Source organism: Geobacillus sp. CX412, from assembly GCF_027942335.1.
GTDB lineage: Bacteria > Bacillota > Bacilli > Bacillales > Anoxybacillaceae > Parageobacillus_B > Parageobacillus_B toebii.
In genome coordinates, this window is record NZ_CP103461.1 from 881,277 (window position 1) to 902,450 (window position 21,174).

A 21,174-nucleotide genomic window follows, 5' to 3' on the forward strand; every position below is an offset into this window, starting at 1 on the left:
TAAAGAAAAGAGACTGCTTATGTAAGCAATCTCTTCACGAACCGAAAAATTTAATCAATGTTGCGATAATAAACATTGTTGCAAAAAAACCGAATGAAACGATAAAACCAACGGCAGAGTCAACAGCATCATTTCGTTTGCATTGTACATCTTTTTCAAATACGTTCATCGTTTACCCCTCCTCGTGCAATCATTTTTAGTATAGACGAAAAAGAAAAAAAAATCTATATCCTCCTTATTCATTTCCTTCATTGACAACAGTTAACACAAATACTTTTTTGCGACCGGGAAAAGATAAAGATAACCCGTTGACAAATAAGGTCCTAGGACTTATTTGTCAACGTTTATATAAAGGGGAATCGGTTTTCCCGCTAACCGATTCCCTTGTAAAAATAAGAAAAACGTTGTATCTTTTCAACATAGAAAGACTGCAGACAGAATGGAGAAGAGAAATATGGTGGTGGACTTTTGGGGAAAAATTAAAAAACGACGTTTGTCTTCCCTTTATTTATTATATGGAACCGAATCATTTTTATTAACGGAAACGTATGAACTTCTCGTTCGTACGGTATTAACGGAAGAAGAGCGGGAATTTAATGTATCTGTGTACGATTGCGAAGATACTCCTGTGCAAACTGCGCTAGAAGATGCGGAAACATTTCCGTTTTTAGGGGAAAAACGAGTGATTCTTATTAAAAATCCTTATTTTTTTACAGCGGAGAAAGAAAAAGAAGTGGAGCATGACTTAAAAAAATTAGAATCGTACATAATGTCCCCTTCCCCTTTTTCGATTGTCGTCTTCGTTGGACCGTATGAAAAACTAGATGAACGCAAAAAAATAACAAAGCTAATGAAGGAACATGCGGAAGTTTTTGTCGCATCTCCGCTTGCCGAAAAAGAGCTGCGCGAATGGATTGTAGAAAGAGCAGGACAAAGTGGTGTGATGGTGGAAGAACATGCGATTGACACTTTGTTAAAGCTGGCAGGAACGAATTTAATGACACTTGCGAACGAATTGGACAAGCTCATTTTGTTCGTTGGGCCAGGCGGAATGATTCAGCAAGAGACCGTCGAAAAGCTTGTATCGCGTACGTTGGAGCAAAATGTGTTTGTATTAGTGGAGAAAGTGACGAAACGGCAAATCGTGATGCACTGCAAGTATTTTATGATTGCTGGAGAATAATGAAGAGCCGCTGAAAATTTTGTCGCTTCTTGCCGGTCAATTTCGTCTTTTATATCAAGTAAAATGGCTTGCGGCAAAAGGATATGGGCAGCAACAAATTGCTTCCATCTTAAATGTGCATCCGTTTCGGATTAAACTTGCCATGGGACAAGCGGCACTGTTTTCAGAAGAAGAGCTTACGACAGTGATGAGCAAATTGCTGAGGCTGACTATAAAATGAAGAGCGGAACAATGGACAGGCAGCTTGTTATGGAGCTATTGTTGATGAGATGGAATGAAGGGATCACAAACAATATCCAATGAGACAATTTTATCAGAATAAGAAAAACGACCTGCTGCCAGGTCGTTTTTCTTAAGATGCAATAATGCTGTTTAGTTTTTTCGCTAAGCGGGATTTTTTGCGACTTGCTGTGTTTTTATGAATAAGACCTTTTGTTACTGCTTTGTCTAATTTTTTGGAAGCAATGATGAATGCTTCTTGAGCTTTTTCCACATCTTTTAATTCAACAAACGCTTCAAATTTTTTGATCGCCGTACGCATTGCAGATCTCATTGAAGCGTTATGAGCGCGACGTTTTTCACTTGTTTTTGCACGTTTAATTGCAGATTTAATGTTTGCCACGTTCTCTCACCTCCGTCATCTTGCCATCTCTGTCCTTGGTTGATCATTTCCGTTATTAGGACATGTAAGAACAAGTGTTATTCTATCAAACGAGGTTAAATTATGCAAGAGTATTCAAGCAAAAATACTTTACTGATTGCGAAAATGTTTGCGCAAAACGAATGGAAAATGCAAAAAGCGGTGAAAATAAAGGAAAAATGATACGTTTTAGGAGGAACGATATGAACCGCTCAATCGATTTAAGCATGTATTCGGTACGAACCGATTTAGCGATCGAAGCTCATGAAATAGCTGTGGAAGAGCGTCTCCAACAAAAAAGGGAAAGCTCTTCCCCTATTGAAGGAGTCATTATTCACGATCGCGAAATAGACGGGATTAAATTGTCGCATGTAGAAGTAACGGAAGAAGGAGCAAAATCGATTGGTAAAAAACCGGGAAATTATTTAACCATTGAAGCACAAGGAATTCGTGAACATAATACGGAGTTGCAACAGAAAGTACAAGATATATTTGCAAAAGAGTTCAACGCATTTTTACGAAAATTGGACATTAGAAAAGAATCAAGCTGCCTTGTTGTAGGATTAGGTAATTCAAATGTGACACCGGATGCGTTAGGTCCGCTAACGGTGGAAAATCTACTTATTACAAGACATTTATTTCATCTTCAGCCGGAGAGCGTAGAAGAAGGATTTCGTCCAGTAAGCGCGATTGCTCCAGGTGTGATGGGGACGACAGGGATTGAAACAAGCGATATTATTCACGGAATTGTGGAAAAAACAAAACCAGATTTTGTGATCGTCATTGATGCGTTAGCGGCACGATCGATTGAACGGGTCAACGCAACGATTCAAATTTCTGATACGGGAATTCATCCAGGTTCAGGTGTAGGGAATAAACGAAAAGAATTAAGTAAAGAAACGTTAGGTATTCCTGTTATTTCTATCGGTGTTCCAACGGTTGTCGATGCTGTATCGATTACAAGTGATACGATCGATTTTATTTTAAAACATTTTGGAAGGGAAATGCGTGAAGGGAAGCGGCCGTCTAGTGCTCTCGCTCCAGCGGGATGGACGTTTGGCAAGAAAAAGAAGCTTACAGAGGAAGATATGCCATCAACGGAGCAACGTTCGACATTTCTTGGCATAATCGGCACATTAGAGGAAGAAGAAAAACGCAGACTCATTTATGAAGTGCTTTCTCCACTCGGTCATAATTTAATGGTTACTCCGAAAGAAGTCGATATGTTTATTGAAGATATGGCAAATTTATTAGCGAGCGGATTAAATGCTGCATTGCATGAACAAATTGATCAAGATAATACCGGTTCTTATACACATTAATGAAATAAAATAGAGAAAAAAGAAGTTCTATCTTTCCCGGCTTGCCCATACGTTAAATTAGTAGACAAGCTGGGAAAGGGTGAGAACATGAAAAAGTGGCGTTCTCCGCAAATGATGGTTACGGTACAAGGTGCGAGTCTAAAAAAAGTGATTATTTTAGCGGTATTAGGATGTATGATGATGTTTATGCTAGTAGGAGCGATTACGTCATTAAAACCGGAATACCGCATTTCTTCTTCCTCTGTCAACAATATGACGAACCATTTTTCACAAGAAACGTTTATTCATTTATTTAGTTTTGAAAATCATTATTTTTCGCAACTGTTGCCAAAGGAGCGGCAAAAGCCGAATTATTCAGCATTATTGTTTCGCATGGCCACAAGCATCAACCCCGACGACCCGCGCAGTTTGCTTGGCGGCGAGCTCCCGGGATTTGCGCTGTATGACAGCAAAATTATCGTAGCAGGGAAGGGACGGATTATACAAACATGCCGTACGAATCTGCTCCGCCGCTGGAGGTAATGCTAGCAGAACGGCAAGCTTCTTTAGAGAACTTGGAAGAAGCAGACAAAAAGAATAATGAAAAACAAATTCCTCCACCGTCCCAAACGACAGGAGGAAAAAAAGTTGTATATATTTATCATACACATACACGTGAATCGTACTTGCCTGCCTTAAAAGGAGTTACAGATCCTGATTTAGCGTTCCATCGTACGGTAAACGTCACAAAAGTGGGAGAAAAACTAGCGGAAGAGATGGAAAAACGAGGAATTGGGGCGGAAGTAAGCACCATTGATATTGTAGGAGAGTTGCAGAAAAAAGGCATGAAATATTACCAAGCGTACGATATGTCTAGAAAAACAGTTGTCGAAGCAATGAGCCGCAATCATGATTTGCAATATTTGATCGATATTCACCGTGATTCACGAAGACGGAAATATACGACCGTTACGATTAATGGAGTGGATTATGCCCGCGTTGCGTTTATTATCGGAGGGGAAAACGCGAAGTACGAAAAAAATTTGCAGCTTGCCACACAGCTCCACCATTTGCTGCAAAAGAAATATCCTGGGCTGAGCCGCGGGATTATCGAAAAAAAAGGAGCGGAAACGAACGGAAAGTTTAATCAAGATTTATCGGAAAATGCGATTTTAATTGAGTTTGGTGGAGTCGACAATACGTTTGAAGAGCTATTCCGGTCTGTATCTGCTGTTGCCGATGTTTTTAGCGAATATTATTGGCAAGCGCAAAAAGTTCAAGCACCCGCACCGGCAGAAAAACGGTAAAGGAGCGGAGTGGTATGGTTAAATTTACGGTTAAATTTTTTTTAGCGGTGATGATTCTTTTTTTGGAGTGTTGCTCGGCATGGAGCAGGCAAATGAAGGATTGCAAAAGATGAGAGGATATGATGATTCATCGTTGCCTTCTGTATTTCATATTTCAAAAGGCAAAAACGGAGAAGTAGAAGCATCCGTATTAGGAAACAAAGTGATGGCGGAAGATTTGCAAGAAAAGAAAGAAAAAATTGAAAATATGAAAACATTCAATCTGTTTTCCGAGCTTGGCAAACAATTTGCCGGAGCGGTAAGATCATTGATGGAACAGGTGCTTTCCTTTTTCGAAAAATGATAGGAAAACAGCGTGTTATCGGCATGTTTCTATGTGATCAAAAATAAATAGAAAGATGGCGTGAGAACATTGGCGGAATAGTACAAATTTTCGCCAATGTTTTTTCTTTATCATCATGAAAGTTTGCAAAACTATGTCATTGAATCTTGCTTGTTGTGTTGCTATAATCAAAGCTAGTGTAGTTTCGGGAAATAGTGGGAGTGAGAAAATGATGAATCGGGAAGAGAGATTAAAACGACGCGATCGAATTCGCAACTTTTCCATTATCGCTCATATAGATCATGGAAAATCGACGTTAGCAGACCGCATTTTAGAAAAAACCGGAGCGCTTTCGGAGCGGGAAATGAGAGAACAAACGCTAGATTCGATGGAATTGGAACGGGAGCGCGGAATTACGATTAAGCTGAACGCCGTTCAGTTAAAGTATAAAGCAAAAATGGCGAAGAATATATTCTTCATTTAATCGATACACCTGGGCATGTCGATTTTACGTACGAGGTGTCGCGGAGCCTTGCCGCTTGCGAAGGGGCGATTCTTGTCGTCGACGCAGCACAAGGAATTGAGGCACAGACGCTGGCAAACGTCTATTTAGCGATTGATAATAATTTAGAAATTTTGCCGGTCATTAATAAAATCGATTTGCCAAGCGCTGAACCGGAACGCGTTCGTCAAGAAATTGAAGAGGTAATCGGGCTTGACGCATCGGAAGCAGTACTTGCCTCCGCGAAGGTCGGCATTGGCATCGAAGAGATTTTGGAACAAATCGTTGAGAAAATTCCAGCACCGTCGGGTGATCCGGATGCGCCGTTAAAAGCGCTTATTTTTGATTCGATGTACGATTCGTATCGCGGTGTAGTTGCATATATTCGCGTGATGGATGGAACAGTAAAGCCTGGGCAAAAAATTAAAATGATGTCGACAGGCAAAGAATTTGAAGTGGCAGAAGTCGGTGTGTTTACACCGAAACCGAAGCTGGTCGATGAATTAACGGTGGGCGATGTCGGCTTTTTAACTGCGTCCATTAAAAATGTGAGCGATACGCGCGTCGGTGATACGATTACCGATGCGGAAAATCCGGCAGCAGAACCGCTGCCAGGATACCGTAAGCTAAATCCGATGGTATTTTGCGGCATGTATCCGATTGATACGGCACGTTATAACGATTTGCGCGAAGCGTTAGAAAAATTGCAATTGAACGATGCTGCTTTGCACTTTGAACCGGAAACATCGCAAGCGCTTGGGTTCGGCTTCCGATGCGGCTTTTTAGGATTATTGCATATGGAAATTATTCAAGAGCGCATTGAACGCGAATTTAACATTGATTTAATCACAACAGCGCCAAGCGTTGTATATAAAGTATATTTAACGGATGGTACGGAAGTCCAGGTGGACAATCCGTCCAATATGCCGGATCCACAAAAAATCGATCATGTCGAGGAGCCGTATGTAAAAGCAACCATTATGGTGCCGAACGATTATGTCGGGCCAGTGATGGAGCTATGCCAAGGAAAACGCGGCAACTTTGTTGATATGCAATATTTAGATGAAAAACGAGTAACATTAATTTATGAAATTCCATTGTCGGAAATTGTGTACGATTTCTTTGATACACTAAAATCAAGCACAAAAGGATACGCATCGTTTGACTATGAACTGATTGGTTATAAACCGTCGAAACTCGTGAAAATGGATATTCTTCTTAACGGTGAAAAAATTGATGCGCTTTCTTTCATTGTTCATCGTGATTCTGCTTATGAACGTGGGAAAGTGATTGTAGAAAAATTGAAAGATGTAATCCCTCGGCAACAGTTTGAAGTGCCTGTGCAAGCAGCAATCGGCAATAAAATTATCGCTCGTTCCACGATTAAAGCGTTGCGCAAAAACGTCTTGGCGAAATGTTACGGTGGAGACGTATCACGGAAACGAAAGCTTCTTGAGAAACAAAAAGAAGGAAAGAAACGAATGAAGCAAATCGGTCGGTGGAATTCCGTTTATGGCGATCTTAAAAATCGACGATAATAAAAAGTAAGGAAGATCGTATACAAGGCTGTCTCTTCGCTTTTTTGGGATAGCCTTGTTTATTTTTAAGAAAGGATGTTTATCTTGGTAAAATCAGCTTATTTCCATATTCCGTTTTGTGCGCAAATATGTTATTACTGCGATTTTAATAAAGTATTTTTTCATGGACAGCCAGTCGATGAATATTTAGAAGCAATGGAAAATGAAATGAAATGGACGGTGGAAGCATTTCCAACGGATCGGCTTGATACGTTGTTTGTTGGCGGGGGAACCCCGACTGTTTTAGAAATGAAGCAGCTCGACTTTTTCCTGCAAAACATTTATAAGCATTTCCGCTTTTCTATTCATGAAGTAGAGTTTACGTTTGAAGCAAATCCGAATGAGCTTTCCAAAGAAAAACTACAGTTGTTAAAAGAAGCAGGGGTCAATCGCTTAAGTTTCGGTGTTCAAACGTTTGATGATTCATTATTAAAAGCAATTGGACGAACTCATCGTTATGAAGATGTCATGAAAACGATTGCCTTAGCAAAAGAAATTGGTTTTGAAAATATTAGCATTGATTTAATGTACGGACTGCCGCAACAGACGTTAGCACAGTTCCAAGCGGATTTAGAGATCGCCTTTTCTCTTGACATTCAACATATTTCTGCTTATTCACTCATCATTGAACCGAAAACCATTTTTTACAATTTGATGAGAAAAGGAAAACTGCTATTACCAACAGAGGAAGAAGAAGCGCAAATGTATGAAGAAGCGATGCGGCAAATGGAAATACACGGGTACCACCAATATGAAATTAGTAATTACGCGCGTCCTTCCTTTGAAAGCCGCCATAACTTAACGTATTGGAACAATGAAGAATATTATGGAATTGGCGCGGGCGCTCACAGCTACGTAGGCGGCGTTCGGCGTGCGAATATCAAACCGATCAATAAATATATTGAGACAGTTCAAAAAACAGGTTTCCCGTATTTGGAAGTTCACCATGTAACGGTATCGGAACAAATGGAAGAAGAAATGTTTTTGGGGCTAAGGAAAACGGAAGGAGTATCTAAGCAGCGCTTTCTTGAAAAGTTTGGGATGAGCGTCCATGATGTATTTGGCCGAGCGATCGCTGCGGAAAAACAAAAAGGGCTGCTCGAAGAAACACAAACACATATTCGATTGACTCATCGGGGGAAATTGCTAGGAAACGAGGTGTTTCAAGCGTTTATCGCGGAATCTAAACATTGACATTAGCATATGGATTTGATACTGTAATAATAGATTTAGCACTCGGGCTGTCTGAGTGCTAACAGAGGTGATGAGCGTGTTAACGGATCGCCAATTGCTTATTTTACAAGTTATTATCGATGATTTTATTCGTTCGGGACAGCCTGTCGGTTCGCGGACGTTATCGAAAAAACATGAAATTGCTTTAAGTTCGGCGACAATCCGCAACGAAATGGCTGATTTGGAAGAACTTGGATACATCGAAAAAACGCATGTTTCATCAGGCAGGGTACCGTCGGAAAAAGGCTATCGTTATTATGTCGATCATTTGTTGTCCCCGCAACGTTTGACACAGGAAGATATTCAAAAAATCAAATCTATTTTTGCTGAGCGAATTTATGAACTAGAGAAAGTGGTCCAAAAATCAGCGCAAATTTTATCTGATTTAACGAATTATACATCGATTGCCCTTGGGCCAGCTGTGAAAGAGAATAAGTTAAAACGAATTCAAATTATTCCGCTCAATCAACAAACAGCTGTAGCCATTATTGTTACAGATACAGGACATGTGGAAAACCATGTGATTACCGTTCCTGCTTCTGTAAACCCTTCTGACCTCGAAAAAATGGTCAATATTTTAAACGAACGGTTAATCGGGGTTCCGCTTATAGATTTGAAAGATAAAATTTATAAAGAAGTGGCGGACGTTTTGCGAACGCATATTCATAACTATGACAGCATGTTGAAAACCATTGTAGATACGCTTGACATACCGCAAGAAGAAAAAATGTTCTTTGCCGGGACAACGAATATGTTAAACCAGCCTGAATTTAGCGATATTCAAAAAGTCCGTTCACTAATGAAAATGATTGAGCAGGAAAAAGATTTTTACCGGTTGTTGCGCAAACATAATCGAAAAGGAATTCAAGTAACGATTGGCCGGGAAAATCAATTAAGCGGAATGGAAAACTGCAGCCTCATTACCGCTACGTATTCGATTGGCAATGAACAGCTGGGGACGATCGCTATCCTTGGACCGACACGAATGGAATATTCACGTGTCATTACCATTTTAAATCGTGTCGCTTCTGACTTATCAACCGCATTGACAAAATGGTATCAAAACAATTAACAATGGTCATATTGGATAATGGATGGATTTGCACAATCCATCCTTTCCTTGTGACTATTTATACATAGAATAGGCCGCTTTAAAGGGAGGTGAAACCGATGGAAAAAGAGCAGAAAGCAGCACAAGAACAGGCTACATACGAACAGGAACCGTTAAATACGGAACCGCAAGAGGAAAAAGTAGAGCAACATGAAGTAAATGAACATCAAGAGGAAATCGAAATAGAAGAGCAAGAAAAAGCACAAGAAGAGCAAAACGATGAATTGGCGGCGGCAAACGCAAAAATTGCTGAACTGGAAGCGAAAATAAAAGAAATGGAGAACCGCTATCTTCGTTTATACGCCGATTTTGAAAATTTCCGCCGTCGTACAAAAATGGAAATGGAAGCAGCTGAAAAATATCGCGCCCAAAGCTTGGTTAGCGATCTTTTGCCTGCTTTGGACAACTTTGAGCGTGCGTTAAAGATAGAGGCTGATAACGAACAAGCAAAATCGATTCTGCAAGGAATGGAAATGGTGTATCGCTCCGTGTTGGATGCGCTGAAAAAAGAAGGAGTAGAAGCGATCGAAGCGGTTGGCAAACCGTTTGATCCGAACTTGCATCAAGCCGTGATGCAAGTAGAAGACAGCAATTATGAGCCGAATACAGTTGTGGAAGAATTTCAGAAAGGTTATAAACTGAAAGATCGTGTCATTCGTCCAGCAATGGTGAAAGTAAGCCAATAAAGTAGTAGGAGGGTGATGTTTATGAGTAAAATTATCGGTATTGACTTAGGTACAACCAACTCATGCGTCGCTGTGCTAGAAGGCGGCGAACCAAAAGTAATTCCAAACCAGAAGGAAACCGAACCACTCCTTCTGTTGTGGCGTTTAAAAACGGCGAACGTTTAGTCGGAGAAGTCGCCAAACGTCAGGCAATTACCAACCCAAACACCATCATTTCGATTAAACGCCATATGGGAACGGATTATAAGGTAGAAATTGAAGGGAAAAAATATACACCACAAGAAATTTCGGCAATTATTCTACAATACTTAAAATCATATGCAGAAGACTATTTAGGCGAACCAGTGACAAAAGCGGTAATTACCGTTCCGGCGTACTTTAACGATGCGCAACGCCAAGCGACAAAAGACGCAGGGCGCATCGCTGGATTGGAAGTAGAACGGATCATTAACGAGCCGACAGCAGCAGCGCTTGCGTACGGTTTGGATAAAGAAGAAGATCAAACGATCCTCGTTTACGACTTAGGCGGCGGTACGTTTGACGTATCGATCCTTGAACTTGGTGACGGGGTATTTGAAGTAAAAGCGACTGCCGGCGACAACCATCTTGGCGGCGACGATTTTGACCAAGTCATCATCGATTACTTAGTAGAGCAATTCAAACAAGAACACGGCATCGATTTATCTAAAGACAAAATGGCGGTGCAACGCCTTAAAGATGCTGCGGAAAAAGCGAAAAAAGAACTTTCCGGCGTAACGCAAACGCAAATTTCATTGCCGTTCATTAGCGCAAATGAAACGGGGCCATTACACTTAGAAACGACATTAACAAGAGCGAAATTTGAAGAGCTATCCGCCCATCTGGTTGAACGGACAATGGGACCGGTACGTCAAGCGTTGCAAGATGCGGGATTGACGCCTTCGGATATCGATAAAGTGATCCTTGTCGGCGGTTCGACGCGCATTCCAGCGGTACAAGAAGCGATTAAACGCGAGCTTGGAAAAGAGCCGCATAAAGGCGTTAACCCAGACGAAGTGGTAGCGATCGGCGCGGCGATTCAAGGCGGTGTCATTGCCGGTGAAGTAAAAGACGTCGTTCTTCTTGACGTAACGCCGCTATCGCTTGGAATTGAAACAATGGGTGGCGTATTTACAAAATTAATTGAACGCAACACAACGATTCCAACAAGTAAATCACAAATTTTCACTACGGCAGCCGATAACCAAACAACGGTTGACATTCATGTGCTGCAAGGCGAACGTCCGATGGCTGCTGACAACAAAACGCTCGGCCGTTTCCAATTAACAGATATCCCACCTGCACCACGCGGCGTACCGCAAATCGAAGTAACGTTTGACATCGACGCCAACGGTATTGTCCATGTTCGCGCGAAAGATTTGGGCACAAATAAAGAACAATCCATTACGATTAAATCTTCATCCGGTCTTTCTGAAGAAGAGATTCAACGAATGATTAAAGAAGCAGAAGAAAACGCGGAGGCGGACAGAAAACGTAAAGAAGCGGCCGAACTTCGCAACGAAGCCGACCAATTAGTATTCACGACCGAAAAAACATTAAAAGAGGTAGAAGGAAAAGTAGACGAAGCAGAAGTGAAAAAAGCGCAAGAAGCAAAAGACGCGTTAAAAGCTGCGCTTGAGAAAAACGACATCGATGACATTCGCAAAAAGAAAGAAGCGCTTCAAGAAATCGTACAGCAGCTTTCCATCAAGCTATACGAACAAGCGGCAAAACAAGCACAAGCTCAGCAGCAGGCAGGAGCCGGCGGCGCTGAGAAAAAAGACGAAAATGTTGTCGATGCAGAATTCGAAGAAGTAAAAGACGACAAATAATAAATCTAAAAAAGTCAAAGTCAGGCCTGTCTTGGCTTTGACTTTTTTGCTAATAAGGAGATGCCGGTTAAATCTATTGCAATAAAAAAGAGATAAATGTAAAATAACCCTTATGTGAGTGAATCGGGAGTGGATGATCATCATGGCGAAACGAGATTATTACGAAATTCTCGGAGTGAGCAAAAACGCGACAAAAGAAGAGATTAAAAAAGCGTACCGAAAACTTTCGAAAAAGTATCATCCAGATATTAACAAAGAACCAGATGCGGCAGAAAAATTCAAAGAAATTAAAGAAGCGTATGAAGTATTAAGCGATGATCAAAAACGTGCGCATTACGATCAGTTTGGGCATGCGGATCCAAATCAAGGGTTCGGCGGGTTCCGCAGCGATGATTTTGACTTTGGCGGTTTCAGCGGCTTCGGTGGTTTCGAGGATATTTTCAGCACCTTTTTTGGCGGCGGCCGCCGGCGCGATCCAAATGCGCCAAGAGCTGGTGCCGATTTACAATATACGATGACATTAACATTTGAAGAGGCGGCATTTGGAAAAGAAACGGATATTGAAATTCCACGGGAAGAAACGTGTGACACATGCCATGGCACGGGAGCAAAACCGGGAACGAAAAAAGAAACATGTTCATATTGTCATGGAACAGGTCAAATCAGCACAGAGCAGTCCACACCGTTTGGCCGCATCGTTAATCGCCGCACATGCCCATATTGCGGCGGGACAGGGCAATATATCAAAGAAAAATGCACAACATGCGGCGGGACTGGCCGCGTGAAAAAACGGAAGAAAATCCATGTCAAAATCCCAGCTGGAATTGATGATGGACAACAATTGCGGGTCGCTGGCCAAGGAGAACCGGGAATTAACGGCGGACCTCCGGGAGATTTATATATCGTTTTCCATGTGGAGCCACATGAGTTTTTTGAGCGTGATGGCGATGATATTTACTGTGAAATACCGCTTACATTTGCTCAGGCTGCGCTCGGTGACGAAATCGAAGTGCCGACGCTTCATGGCAAAGTGAAGCTGAAAATACCAGCAGGCACCCAAACAGGAACAAAATTCCGCTTAAAAGGGAAAGGGGTGCCGAATGTACGAGGCTATGGCTATGGCGACCAACATGTGATTGTCCGCGTTGTGACGCCGACAAAACTGACAGAAAAACAAAAGCAATTATTGCGCGAATTTGATCAATTAGGCGGTTCAAGCATGCATCAAGGACCATACGGCCGCTTTTTTGACAAGGTAAAAAAAGCGTTTAAAGGGGAATCATGAATTTTATGAAATGGTCAGAAATTAGTATCCATACGACGCACGAGGCAGTGGAGGCGATTTCGAATATTTTGCACGAAGCAGGTGCTGGCGGGGTAGTCATTGAAGACCCTAATGATTTAATAAAGGAACGAGATGCTTCTTTCGGCGAAGTTTATGAATTAAATCCAGACGATTATCCGGAAGAAGGAGTAATTATTAAAGCATATTTACCGGTTAATAGCTTTCTTGGTGAAACAGTTGAGGCGATTAAACAGGCGATCAATAATTTATTATTGTATGATATTGATATTGGAAAAAATAAAATCACCATTAGCGAAGTGAATGAGGAAGAATGGGCAACCGCCTGGAAAAAATATTATAATCCTGTCAAAATATCAGAGAAATTTACGATCGTTCCAACATGGGAAACATATGAACCGGTGTCAAGCGATGAGTTAATTATTGAGCTGGACCCAGGCATGGCGTTTGGCACAGGAACACATCCAACGACAGTGATGTGTATCCAAGCGCTTGAAAAATATATGAAACCTGGTGATACAGTCATTGATGTCGGCACAGGTTCGGGAATTTTAAGCATTGCTGCGGCGATGCTCGGAGCAAAATCCGTCCGTGCACTTGATTTAGATCCGGTTGCTGTCGATAGCGCGAGACTAAATGTAAAATTAAATAAAGTGCAGCATATTGTTACCGTTTCTCAAAATAATTTACTCGATCATATTGAGGAACAAGCGAACGTAATTGTTGCGAATATTTTAGCAGAAATTATATTGCGCTTTGTCGATGATGCGTATCGTCTTCTTGAAAAGAACGGATATTTTATCACCTCGGGAATTATTCAGGCGAAAAAGCAAGAGGTAAAAGAAGGGTTAATGAAAGCAGGGTTTGCTATTGAGGAAACGTTAGTGATGGAAGACTGGATTGCATTTATTGCAAGAAAAGCATGAAAAGAAGGTGTCGCTTTGCAACGGTATTTTGTTTCGGACGACCAAGTGAAAAACGACCGTCTTATTATTCAAGGGGATGATTATCATCATATTGTCCGTGTCATGCGTATGGAAAAAGGAAGCGAATTGATCTGTGTTCTTCCTAGCAATAAGGCAGTATTGTGCAAAATTGAACAAATTACCAATGAGCATGTGATCGTTCGTGTAGTAAAATGGATAGATGAACAAACAGAACTGCCGATTCAAATTTATATTGCTCACGGGCTGCCGAAAGGGGATAAACTGGAGTTTGTTATTCAGAAAGGAACGGAGCTTGGCGCTTCATCGTTTATCCCTTTTGTGGCGGCTCGCTCTATTGTTAAATGGGACGCAAAGAAAGCAAATAAAAAGCTGGAGCGTTGGAAAAAGATTGCAAAAGAAGCGGCGGAACAATCACATCGTGGAAAAATTCCTGATGTGCATGCGCCGATGACGATACACGAACTTATAGAATTTGCAAAGACGGTCGATTACCGGGTTTTTGCTTATGAGGAAGAAGCGAAGCAAGGAAACCATCAAACGCTCGCTGCCGTTTTTCAGCAAATGAAGCGCGGACATTCTCTTCTTGCCGTGTTTGGCCCGGAAGGAGGATTTTCCGATGAAGAAGTTGAGCTATTTAAACATCATGGCTTTTTTTCGTGTAGCCTTGGGCCGCGGATTTTACGGACAGAAACGGCGCCGCTTTATCTTTTGGCAGTTGCTTCGTATCAATTTGAACTACAGTGAGGTGAAAACGAATGCCAACAGTTGCATTTCATACGCTTGGATGTAAAGTAAACCATTATGAGACAGAAGCAATTTGGCAGTTGTTTAAAAAAGCCGGTTACGAACGTAAGGATTTTGACAGCCGTGCGGATGTATATGTTATCAATACATGTACAGTGACGAACACAGGCGATAAAAAAAGCCGGCAAGTCATTCGCCGCGCGATTCGAAGAAATCCAGACGCCGTTGTTTGTGTAACAGGATGTTACGCTCAAACATCCCCGGCGGAAGTGATGGCAATTCCGGGTGTGGACATTGTGATCGGTACGCAAGATCGTGGAAAAATTTTGGAATATATCGAACGGTTCCAACGCGAACGCCAGCCGATTAACGGGGTCAGCAACATTATGAAAACGCGCGTATTTGAAGAAATGGACGTTCCGGAATTTACGGATAGAACACGTGCATCGTTAAAAATTCAAGAAGGCTGCAATAACTTCTGTACATTTTGCATCATTCCATGGGCGCGCGGGTTAATGCGTTCCCGTGATCCGAAAGAAGTTATTCGCCAGGCACAGCAGCTAGTCGATGCCGGTTATAAAGAAATTGTGTTAACGGGCATTCATACAGGCGGTTACGGCACCGATTTGAAAGACTATAGCTTCGCCGCGCTGCTCCGCGATTTGGATGAGCAAGTTGTCGGTTTAAAACGGCTCCGTATTTCGTCCATTGAAGCAAGCCAAATTACAGACGAAATTATCGAGGTGTTGCAACGTTCAGATAAAATTGTCCGTCATTTGCATATTCCGCTTCAATCCGGTTCGAATACGGTGTTAAAACGGATGCGCCGCAAATATACAGTCGAATTTTTTGCAGAGCGGCTTCAACGTTTGCGCGAAGTCTTCCCGGAACTTGCGATCACATCAGACGTGATCGTTGGTTTTCCTGGCGAGACGGAAGAAGAATTTATGGAAACATACCATTTTATTCGCGAACAACGTTTTTCCGAACTTCATGTCTTCCCGTATTCAAAACGGACAGGCACACCGGCAGCGCGTATGCCAAACCAAGTGGATGAAGAAGTAAAAAATGAACGCGTACACCGTTTAATTGCATTGTCCGACCAGCTTGCAAAAGAATATGCATCGCAGTTTGAAGGACAAGTGCTCGAAGTCATTCCGGAAGAACGAGATAAAGAAAACCCTGAAAGCGGGTTGTACATCGGGTATACGGACAACTATCTGAAAGTGAAATTCCCGGCTACGGAAGAAATGGTTGGGGAAATCGTAAAAGTGAAAATTACAAAAGCCGGATATCCGTATAATGAAGGGGAATTTGTCCGCGTTGTTACCGATGACATCCCACAATCCGTAAAATTAAGCTCATAACCCAGCTCGTGCAGCTGGGTTTTTGTTTACAATAAGAAAATTGTGTAAACTAGTTTTTTTGTTAAAATAATGGTATGATGATAGATGTCAGACTTCTATGCTGCTAATGAAAGGAGATTTGTTAAAATGGAAAATAACATTGCAAAAATGATTGATCATACGTTATTGAAAGCGGATGCAACAAAAGCGCAAATTGTGAAGCTATGCGAGGAGGCAAAACAATACGGGTTTGCTTCTGTTTGTGTCAATCCGACATGGGTGGCAACCGCTGCTGAACTATTAAAAGGCACGGACGTGAAAGTATGTACGGTGATCGGCTTCCCGCTCGGAGCGAACACACCGGAAACGAAAGCATTTGAAACAAAAAATGCAATTGAAAACGGGGCGGCGGAAGTCGATATGGTTATCAATGTCGGCGCGCTTAAAGATGGAAATGACGACCTTGTCGAACGCGATATTCGCGCCGTCGTCGATGTGGCAAAAGGGAAAGCGCTTGTGAAAGTGATTATTGAGGCGTGTCTGCTTACCGAAGAAGAAAAAGTGCGCGCTTGCCAGCTCGCCGTTAAAGCAGGTGCGGATTATGTGAAAACATCGACTGGATTTTCAACAGGTGGTGCTACGCCGGAAGATGTCGAACTTATGCGGAAAACGGTCGGACCAAACATCGGTGTGAAAGCTTCCGGCGGCGTCCGTGATATGCAAAGCGCAGAGGCGATGATTCAAGCGGGAGCGACGCGCATTGGGACAAGCTCCGGCGTATCGATCGTCGAAGGAAAAACGGCACGTTCTGATTATTAAGGACGCCGGCCGTGGAAAAATAATATAGCCGCTTCGATCCAGCGGGTAAATGGCAGCGCCGCCAGCGAACAAATAACATTAAACAGGACGCTGACATGGGCTAACTGTACATCCGGAGCAGAGCTAAGCTTTACAGCAGCAAAGGCAAGTGGATCGATCAGGAAATAAAAGATCATGACTCCGATAACATTAAACCATAAGTGAGTATAAGCGGTTAATTTCGCTTCATACGTTGAACCGATGCTTGCCAGAAGACGGTTACGCATGTGCCGATATTCGCGCCAAGCAAAATCGCAATGCCAGCTGGAAGTGTGAGAATATGTTCATTCAGAAATCCCATCGAAATCCCAATTGTTGCTGCGCTTGAATGAATAATGGCTGTAAGGATCATGCCGATCATGATTCCGATGAAAGGAGAATGATTCGTTTTTTGCAGCCATTCGTCAACAATGGGATATGTAGATAGCGGTTTTGCGAGTTGACTAAATCCATTCATGGCAAAAAATAAAGAAGCGAGTCCAACGAAGATCATGCCGATGCTATAAGCAGGTCGGTAATGCCCGAAAAACACGAGAATTGCCCCAATGAAAAGCATCGGAATAACGTTGTCTCCAAGGTCAAGAGTCATAATTTCTGTTGTGATCGTAGAGCCGATGTTGCTCCCTAAAATAATACCGATGGATTGTCGAAATGTAAAATAGCCGGTAGAGACGAGGCCAACTGTAATGACCATCACTGCGGTACTGCTTTGCAACAATGCGGTAATAATCGTTCCGGTAAGAAATCCTTGTAAAGGAGTGTTTGTAAAGCGCAGTAACCATTGTTTCAAGCGGTGACCGGATAAAGCATAAAGCCCTGCTTTCATCATGAACATACCGAGAAGGAAAATGCCGGTATAAACGGAAAACCAAATTATTAGCTGTACCACTTGTCCTTTCCCCCTTTCATCATATGTGTATGGGAAGGAAAGGAAGACGATGACAGTTTTTTTATTGACCTGTTAGGCAGCCATGTATTATAATTGACGAGTACACGCATAGTATAAAATGTAATGGTTGTTGCTCGGAGGGAGGGAAGTAGGATGTCAAAAACAATCGTTCGTAAAAACGAATCCATTGACGACGCTCTTCGTCGCTTCAAACGTGCCGTTTCGAAAACGGGTACATTGCAAGAAGTAAGAAAGCGTGAATTTTATGAAAAGCCAAGCGTCAGACGGAAGAAAAAGTCTGAGGCGGCTAGAAAGCGCAAGTATTAAAAGAGGGTGTATATATGAGTCTTCTTAATCGTTTAAATGACGATATGAAGCAGGCAATGAAAAACAAAGAAAAAGATAAACTCTCCGTTCTTCGGATGTTAAAAGCGGCGTTGCAAAATGAAGCGATTAAACTAGGAAAAAGCGAATTATCAGAAGACGAAGAGCTAACCGTTCTTTCTCGTGAATTAAAACAGCGTAAAGACTCCCTCCAGGAATTTGAAAACGCTGGTCGTGCGGACCTTGTTGAAAAAACAAAGGCAGAAATCGAAATTGTTCAATTATATATGCCGAAACCATTGACAGAGGAAGAACTTCTAGAAATTGTCAAACAGACGATTGCAGAAGTAGGAGCTTCTTCCAAAGCAGATATGGGTAAAGTGATGGGAGCGATCATGCCAAAAGTAAAAGGAAAAGCGGATGGCTCTCTCGTCAATAGGCTTGTTCAACAGCAACTTTCACAATAATGACAAACGGGTGTTCCGATTCAATCGGGCACCCGTTGTTTTTGCCGTTTGGGAACAACAAGTGGTGCTAGAACCCCCTTTCTTCTCATACATATGAGATGAAAGGGGGTTCTTTTTATGGTGAAAAAATGGCGACAGCATATGAGAAGATGGCTTACAGATAAATTGGAGCTTCCCGCCGACATAGTGATGGACCTTCCCCGAATTACGATGGTTGGGCAAATACATATTTATATCGAAAATCATCGTGGTTTACTGACGTTTAGTGATAAAGAACTGCGCCTGCTCTTAGAGCAAGGGCAGCTTCTTGTTCGCGGTGAAAATTTTGTTATTAAGATGATTTTGCCAGAAGAAATTTTACTCGAAGGAAAAATAAACCAAGTGATTTATATAGATGAATAACGTTTCATAGGAGGAAATACGATGAAAAACCAATGGATGAACTTATTGGTAGGTAGCGTAAGGGTGAAAGCGCAAGGAAAAGGGGTAGAACGATTGATTAATGCGTGTGTGCGCAACGATATTGCGATTTGGAATGTAAAAAAGCATGGCGATCATATTGCGACGTTTTTTATTTTACTAAAGGATGTCAGACGATTGCGCGTTGTCGCCCGCAAAAGTGATTGTAAACTTTATTTTGTTGGAAAAGCGGGATTTCCGTTTTTTCTAAAAAAAATGCTAACGAACTCAGGATTTTAGTCGGAGTATGCTTCTTTTTTGTTATCGTTTTTTCCTTTCAAATATGGTATGGGGAATAGAAATTAAAGGCGCAAAACCGGAGACGGAATACCGCATATTGAAAGAACTAAAACAAATGGGAGTGGAAAAAGGAGCATTGCAATTTCTCATCGATGATCCGGAAACGATTCAAAAGAAATTGACCGATCGTATGGATGTCGTTACATGGATCGGTGTGGAACTTAAAGGGACGACGCTTTATTTTCAAGTTGTGGAGAAAAATCAACCGAAAGAGCCTGAAAAAATTGGTGTTCGCCATTTAGTGGCGAAAAAAAAGGCGGTTATTACGGACATGTTTGTTGAAGAAGGGCAATCACTTGTTTCGGTGAACGATCATGTGACAAAAGGGCAGTTATTAGTATCTGGAATCATTGGGAAGGAAGGGCAAACAAAACTTGTGCCAGCGCGAGGAAAAATTTTTGGCGAAACATGGTACAAGTCTACCGTTGTTCTACCGCTTCATGCAAAGTTCGGAGTATTAACGGGAAAATATATGGAAAAACATTATATAGCGATGAAAAATATTTCCATTCCGATATGGGGATTTCAAAAGCCTGCATTTCACTATTATGAAATAGATCAACAGAAAAGGCCACTCCGCTTTTGGAAATGGGACTTGCCTATTTATTATGAACGCGTCATCTTTCGGGAAAAGGAGGAAGTAGAGCGCAACTATACATGGGAAGAAGCGTTCGCAAAAGCAAAGGAACTTGCTCGCGAGGAATTAAAGGCAAAATTGCCGGAAGATGCATCGATTAAAGGAGAAAAAGTTTTGCATCAGACGAAAGAGAATGGTAAAGTAAGGGTAGAATTGCATTATCAAGTGATTGAAAATATCGCAATACCACAACCAATAGTTCAAGGAGATTGAGAATGTCAGAGGAGTTTGTAACAATCAGTCAGCAATTAGAAAATGCGAACGAAGCGATTGCACTTTTCGGCATTCATGATGCCCATCTAAAACGGATGGAACAAGAATTGGGAGTGTCCATTGTAACACGAGGAGAATCGGTGAGCGTTTCTGGTACCCCCGAACAAGTACAGCTTGTTGATGACCTGCTGCGCCACTTGTTGATCATTGTCCGGAAAGGCATTTCCATTAGTGAACGAGATGTGATGTATGCGATTCAATTAGCGAAAAAAGGAGCGCTCGACTATTTAATTAATTTGTACGAGGAAGAAATCACAAAAAACGCCAAAGGAAAATCCATTCGTGTAAAAACGTTAGGACAGCGCCATTATGTTACCGCCATTAAACAGCATGACCTTGTTTTCGGAATAGGACCTGCCGGAACAGGAAAAACGTATTTGGCGGTGGTGATGGCTGTCCGTGCGTTAAAAAACGGTCAAGTGAAGCGTATTATTTTAACTCGCCCGGCGGTAGAAGCAGGAGAAAGTTTAGGATTTTTACCGGGAGATTTAAAAGAAAAGGTGGATCCATATTTGCGCCCTCTTTACGATGCGCTGCATGATGTATTGGGAGTAGACCATACGCAGCGGTTAATTGAACGAGGAACGATTGAAATCGCGCCGCTAGCATATATGCGGGGGAGAACGCTCGAAGATGCTTTCGTCATTTTAGATGAAGCACAAAATACGACACCGGCACAGATGAAAATGTTTCTAACAAGATTAGGCTTTGGCTCCAAAATGGTCATTACCGGTGATATTTCGCAAGTCGATTTGCCAAAAGGCGTGAAATCAGGACTTGCCGTCGCAAAAGAAATATTGACGGCGGTCAGCGGTGTATCCTTTGTCTTTCTAGAACAAACAGATGTTGTGCGTCATCCGCTAGTGGCTAAAATTATTGAAGCGTATGATGAAGCTGGCATATAGAGAGAAAAGA

General features: G+C 41.9%; 15 protein-coding genes and 7 pseudogenes. 19 read left to right on the forward strand and 3 right to left on the reverse strand.

What is annotated here, in order from left to right; genetic code table 11:
- Positions 1-34: 34 nt before the first annotated feature.
- Positions 35-169, reverse strand: coding sequence for a YqzM family protein (locus NXM86_RS04525; protein ID WP_015864558.1), 135 nt, complete (start codon positions 167-169; stop codon positions 35-37).
- 285 nt (positions 170-454) lie between these two features.
- Here NXM86_RS04525 and holA point away from each other — a divergent pair.
- Positions 455-1,486: pseudogene (gene holA / locus NXM86_RS04530) on the forward strand (DNA polymerase III subunit delta).
- A gap of 49 nt (positions 1,487-1,535) precedes the next feature.
- Here holA and rpsT read toward each other — a convergent pair.
- Positions 1,536-1,805, reverse strand: coding sequence for a 30S ribosomal protein S20 (gene rpsT, locus NXM86_RS04535; RefSeq protein WP_015864556.1), 270 nt, complete (start codon positions 1,803-1,805; stop codon positions 1,536-1,538).
- 221 nt (positions 1,806-2,026) lie between these two features.
- On the opposite strand from rpsT, the gene gpr reads away from it, so the two are divergent.
- The 13 genes and pseudogenes from gpr (at position 2,027) to deoC (ending at position 16,871) form a co-directional block, all read left to right on the forward strand.
- Positions 2,027-3,145 carry a GPR endopeptidase gene (gene gpr, locus NXM86_RS04540; RefSeq protein WP_081188079.1) on the forward strand — a complete coding sequence of 373 codons (1,119 nt, stop codon included), beginning with the start codon at positions 2,027-2,029 and terminating at the stop codon, positions 3,143-3,145.
- An 87-nt stretch (positions 3,146-3,232) separates the two neighbouring features.
- Positions 3,233-4,431 (forward strand): annotated as a pseudogene (gene spoIIP / locus NXM86_RS04545) (stage II sporulation protein P).
- Positions 4,432-4,445: 14 nt separating this feature from the next.
- Positions 4,446-4,774, forward strand: a pseudogene (locus tag NXM86_RS04550) (YqxA family protein).
- 208 nt (positions 4,775-4,982) lie between these two features.
- Positions 4,983-6,803, forward strand: a pseudogene (gene lepA / locus NXM86_RS04555) (translation elongation factor 4).
- A gap of 74 nt (positions 6,804-6,877) precedes the next feature.
- On the forward strand, positions 6,878-8,026 hold the full coding sequence (gene hemW, locus NXM86_RS04560; protein WP_082798091.1) for a radical SAM family heme chaperone HemW: 1,149 nt from the start codon (positions 6,878-6,880) through the stop codon (positions 8,024-8,026).
- Between the two features lie 76 nt (positions 8,027-8,102).
- Positions 8,103-9,137: a heat-inducible transcriptional repressor HrcA gene (gene hrcA, locus NXM86_RS04565; RefSeq protein WP_062752958.1), complete on the forward strand. Its 1,035-nt coding sequence runs from the start codon at positions 8,103-8,105 to the stop codon at positions 9,135-9,137.
- A 98-nt stretch (positions 9,138-9,235) separates the two neighbouring features.
- On the forward strand, positions 9,236-9,862 hold the full coding sequence (gene grpE / locus NXM86_RS04570; RefSeq protein ID WP_309218390.1) for a nucleotide exchange factor GrpE: 627 nt from the start codon (positions 9,236-9,238) through the stop codon (positions 9,860-9,862).
- A gap of 21 nt (positions 9,863-9,883) precedes the next feature.
- A pseudogene (gene dnaK / locus NXM86_RS04575) lies at positions 9,884-11,712 on the forward strand (molecular chaperone DnaK).
- A gap of 142 nt (positions 11,713-11,854) precedes the next feature.
- Complete coding sequence (gene dnaJ / locus NXM86_RS04580) at positions 11,855-12,997, forward strand: molecular chaperone DnaJ (protein WP_015864546.1); 1,143 nt, start codon at positions 11,855-11,857, stop codon at positions 12,995-12,997.
- A gap of 5 nt (positions 12,998-13,002) precedes the next feature.
- Positions 13,003-13,941 (forward strand): 50S ribosomal protein L11 methyltransferase, encoded by a 939-nt coding sequence (gene prmA / locus NXM86_RS04585; RefSeq protein ID WP_041269945.1) that lies wholly within the window; start codon positions 13,003-13,005, stop codon positions 13,939-13,941.
- A 15-nt stretch (positions 13,942-13,956) separates the two neighbouring features.
- The gene (locus tag NXM86_RS04590) at positions 13,957-14,706 is read left to right on the forward strand and encodes a 16S rRNA (uracil(1498)-N(3))-methyltransferase (RefSeq protein ID WP_015864544.1); all 750 of its coding nucleotides are present in this window, start codon (positions 13,957-13,959) and stop codon (positions 14,704-14,706) included.
- Positions 14,707-14,717: 11 nt separating this feature from the next.
- Positions 14,718-16,073, forward strand: a complete 1,356-nt coding sequence (gene mtaB, locus NXM86_RS04595) for a tRNA (N(6)-L-threonylcarbamoyladenosine(37)-C(2))-methylthiotransferase MtaB (protein WP_015864543.1) — start codon at positions 14,718-14,720, stop codon at positions 16,071-16,073.
- A 126-nt stretch (positions 16,074-16,199) separates the two neighbouring features.
- Complete coding sequence (deoC, locus tag NXM86_RS04600; protein ID WP_081188085.1) at positions 16,200-16,871, forward strand: deoxyribose-phosphate aldolase; 672 nt, start codon at positions 16,200-16,202, stop codon at positions 16,869-16,871.
- On the opposite strand, the pseudogene NXM86_RS04605 reads toward deoC, so the two are convergent.
- Positions 16,868-17,799: pseudogene (locus tag NXM86_RS04605) on the reverse strand (Na/Pi symporter). The gene deoC and the pseudogene NXM86_RS04605 overlap by 4 nt on opposite strands.
- Before the next feature lie 153 nt (positions 17,800-17,952).
- Between NXM86_RS04605 and rpsU the strand changes: the two are divergent.
- The 5 genes and pseudogenes from rpsU to NXM86_RS04630 all read left to right on the forward strand — a co-directional run bounded on the left by rpsU (position 17,953) and on the right by NXM86_RS04630 (position 21,164).
- A complete protein-coding gene (gene rpsU / locus NXM86_RS04610) occupies positions 17,953-18,126 on the forward strand; it encodes a 30S ribosomal protein S21 (protein ID WP_015864540.1) in 174 nt (57 codons plus the stop codon).
- A 14-nt stretch (positions 18,127-18,140) separates the two neighbouring features.
- Positions 18,141-18,590 (forward strand): GatB/YqeY domain-containing protein, encoded by a 450-nt coding sequence (locus NXM86_RS04615; RefSeq protein ID WP_015864539.1) that lies wholly within the window; start codon positions 18,141-18,143, stop codon positions 18,588-18,590.
- 117 nt (positions 18,591-18,707) lie between these two features.
- On the forward strand, positions 18,708-18,992 hold the full coding sequence (gene yqfC / locus NXM86_RS04620) for a sporulation protein YqfC (RefSeq protein WP_015864538.1): 285 nt from the start codon (positions 18,708-18,710) through the stop codon (positions 18,990-18,992).
- 21 nt (positions 18,993-19,013) lie between these two features.
- Positions 19,014-20,199: pseudogene (gene yqfD / locus NXM86_RS04625) on the forward strand (sporulation protein YqfD).
- Positions 20,200-20,201: 2 nt separating this feature from the next.
- Complete coding sequence (locus NXM86_RS04630; RefSeq protein ID WP_015864536.1) at positions 20,202-21,164, forward strand: PhoH family protein; 963 nt, start codon at positions 20,202-20,204, stop codon at positions 21,162-21,164.
- The last annotated feature ends 10 nt before the right edge of the window (positions 21,165-21,174 follow it).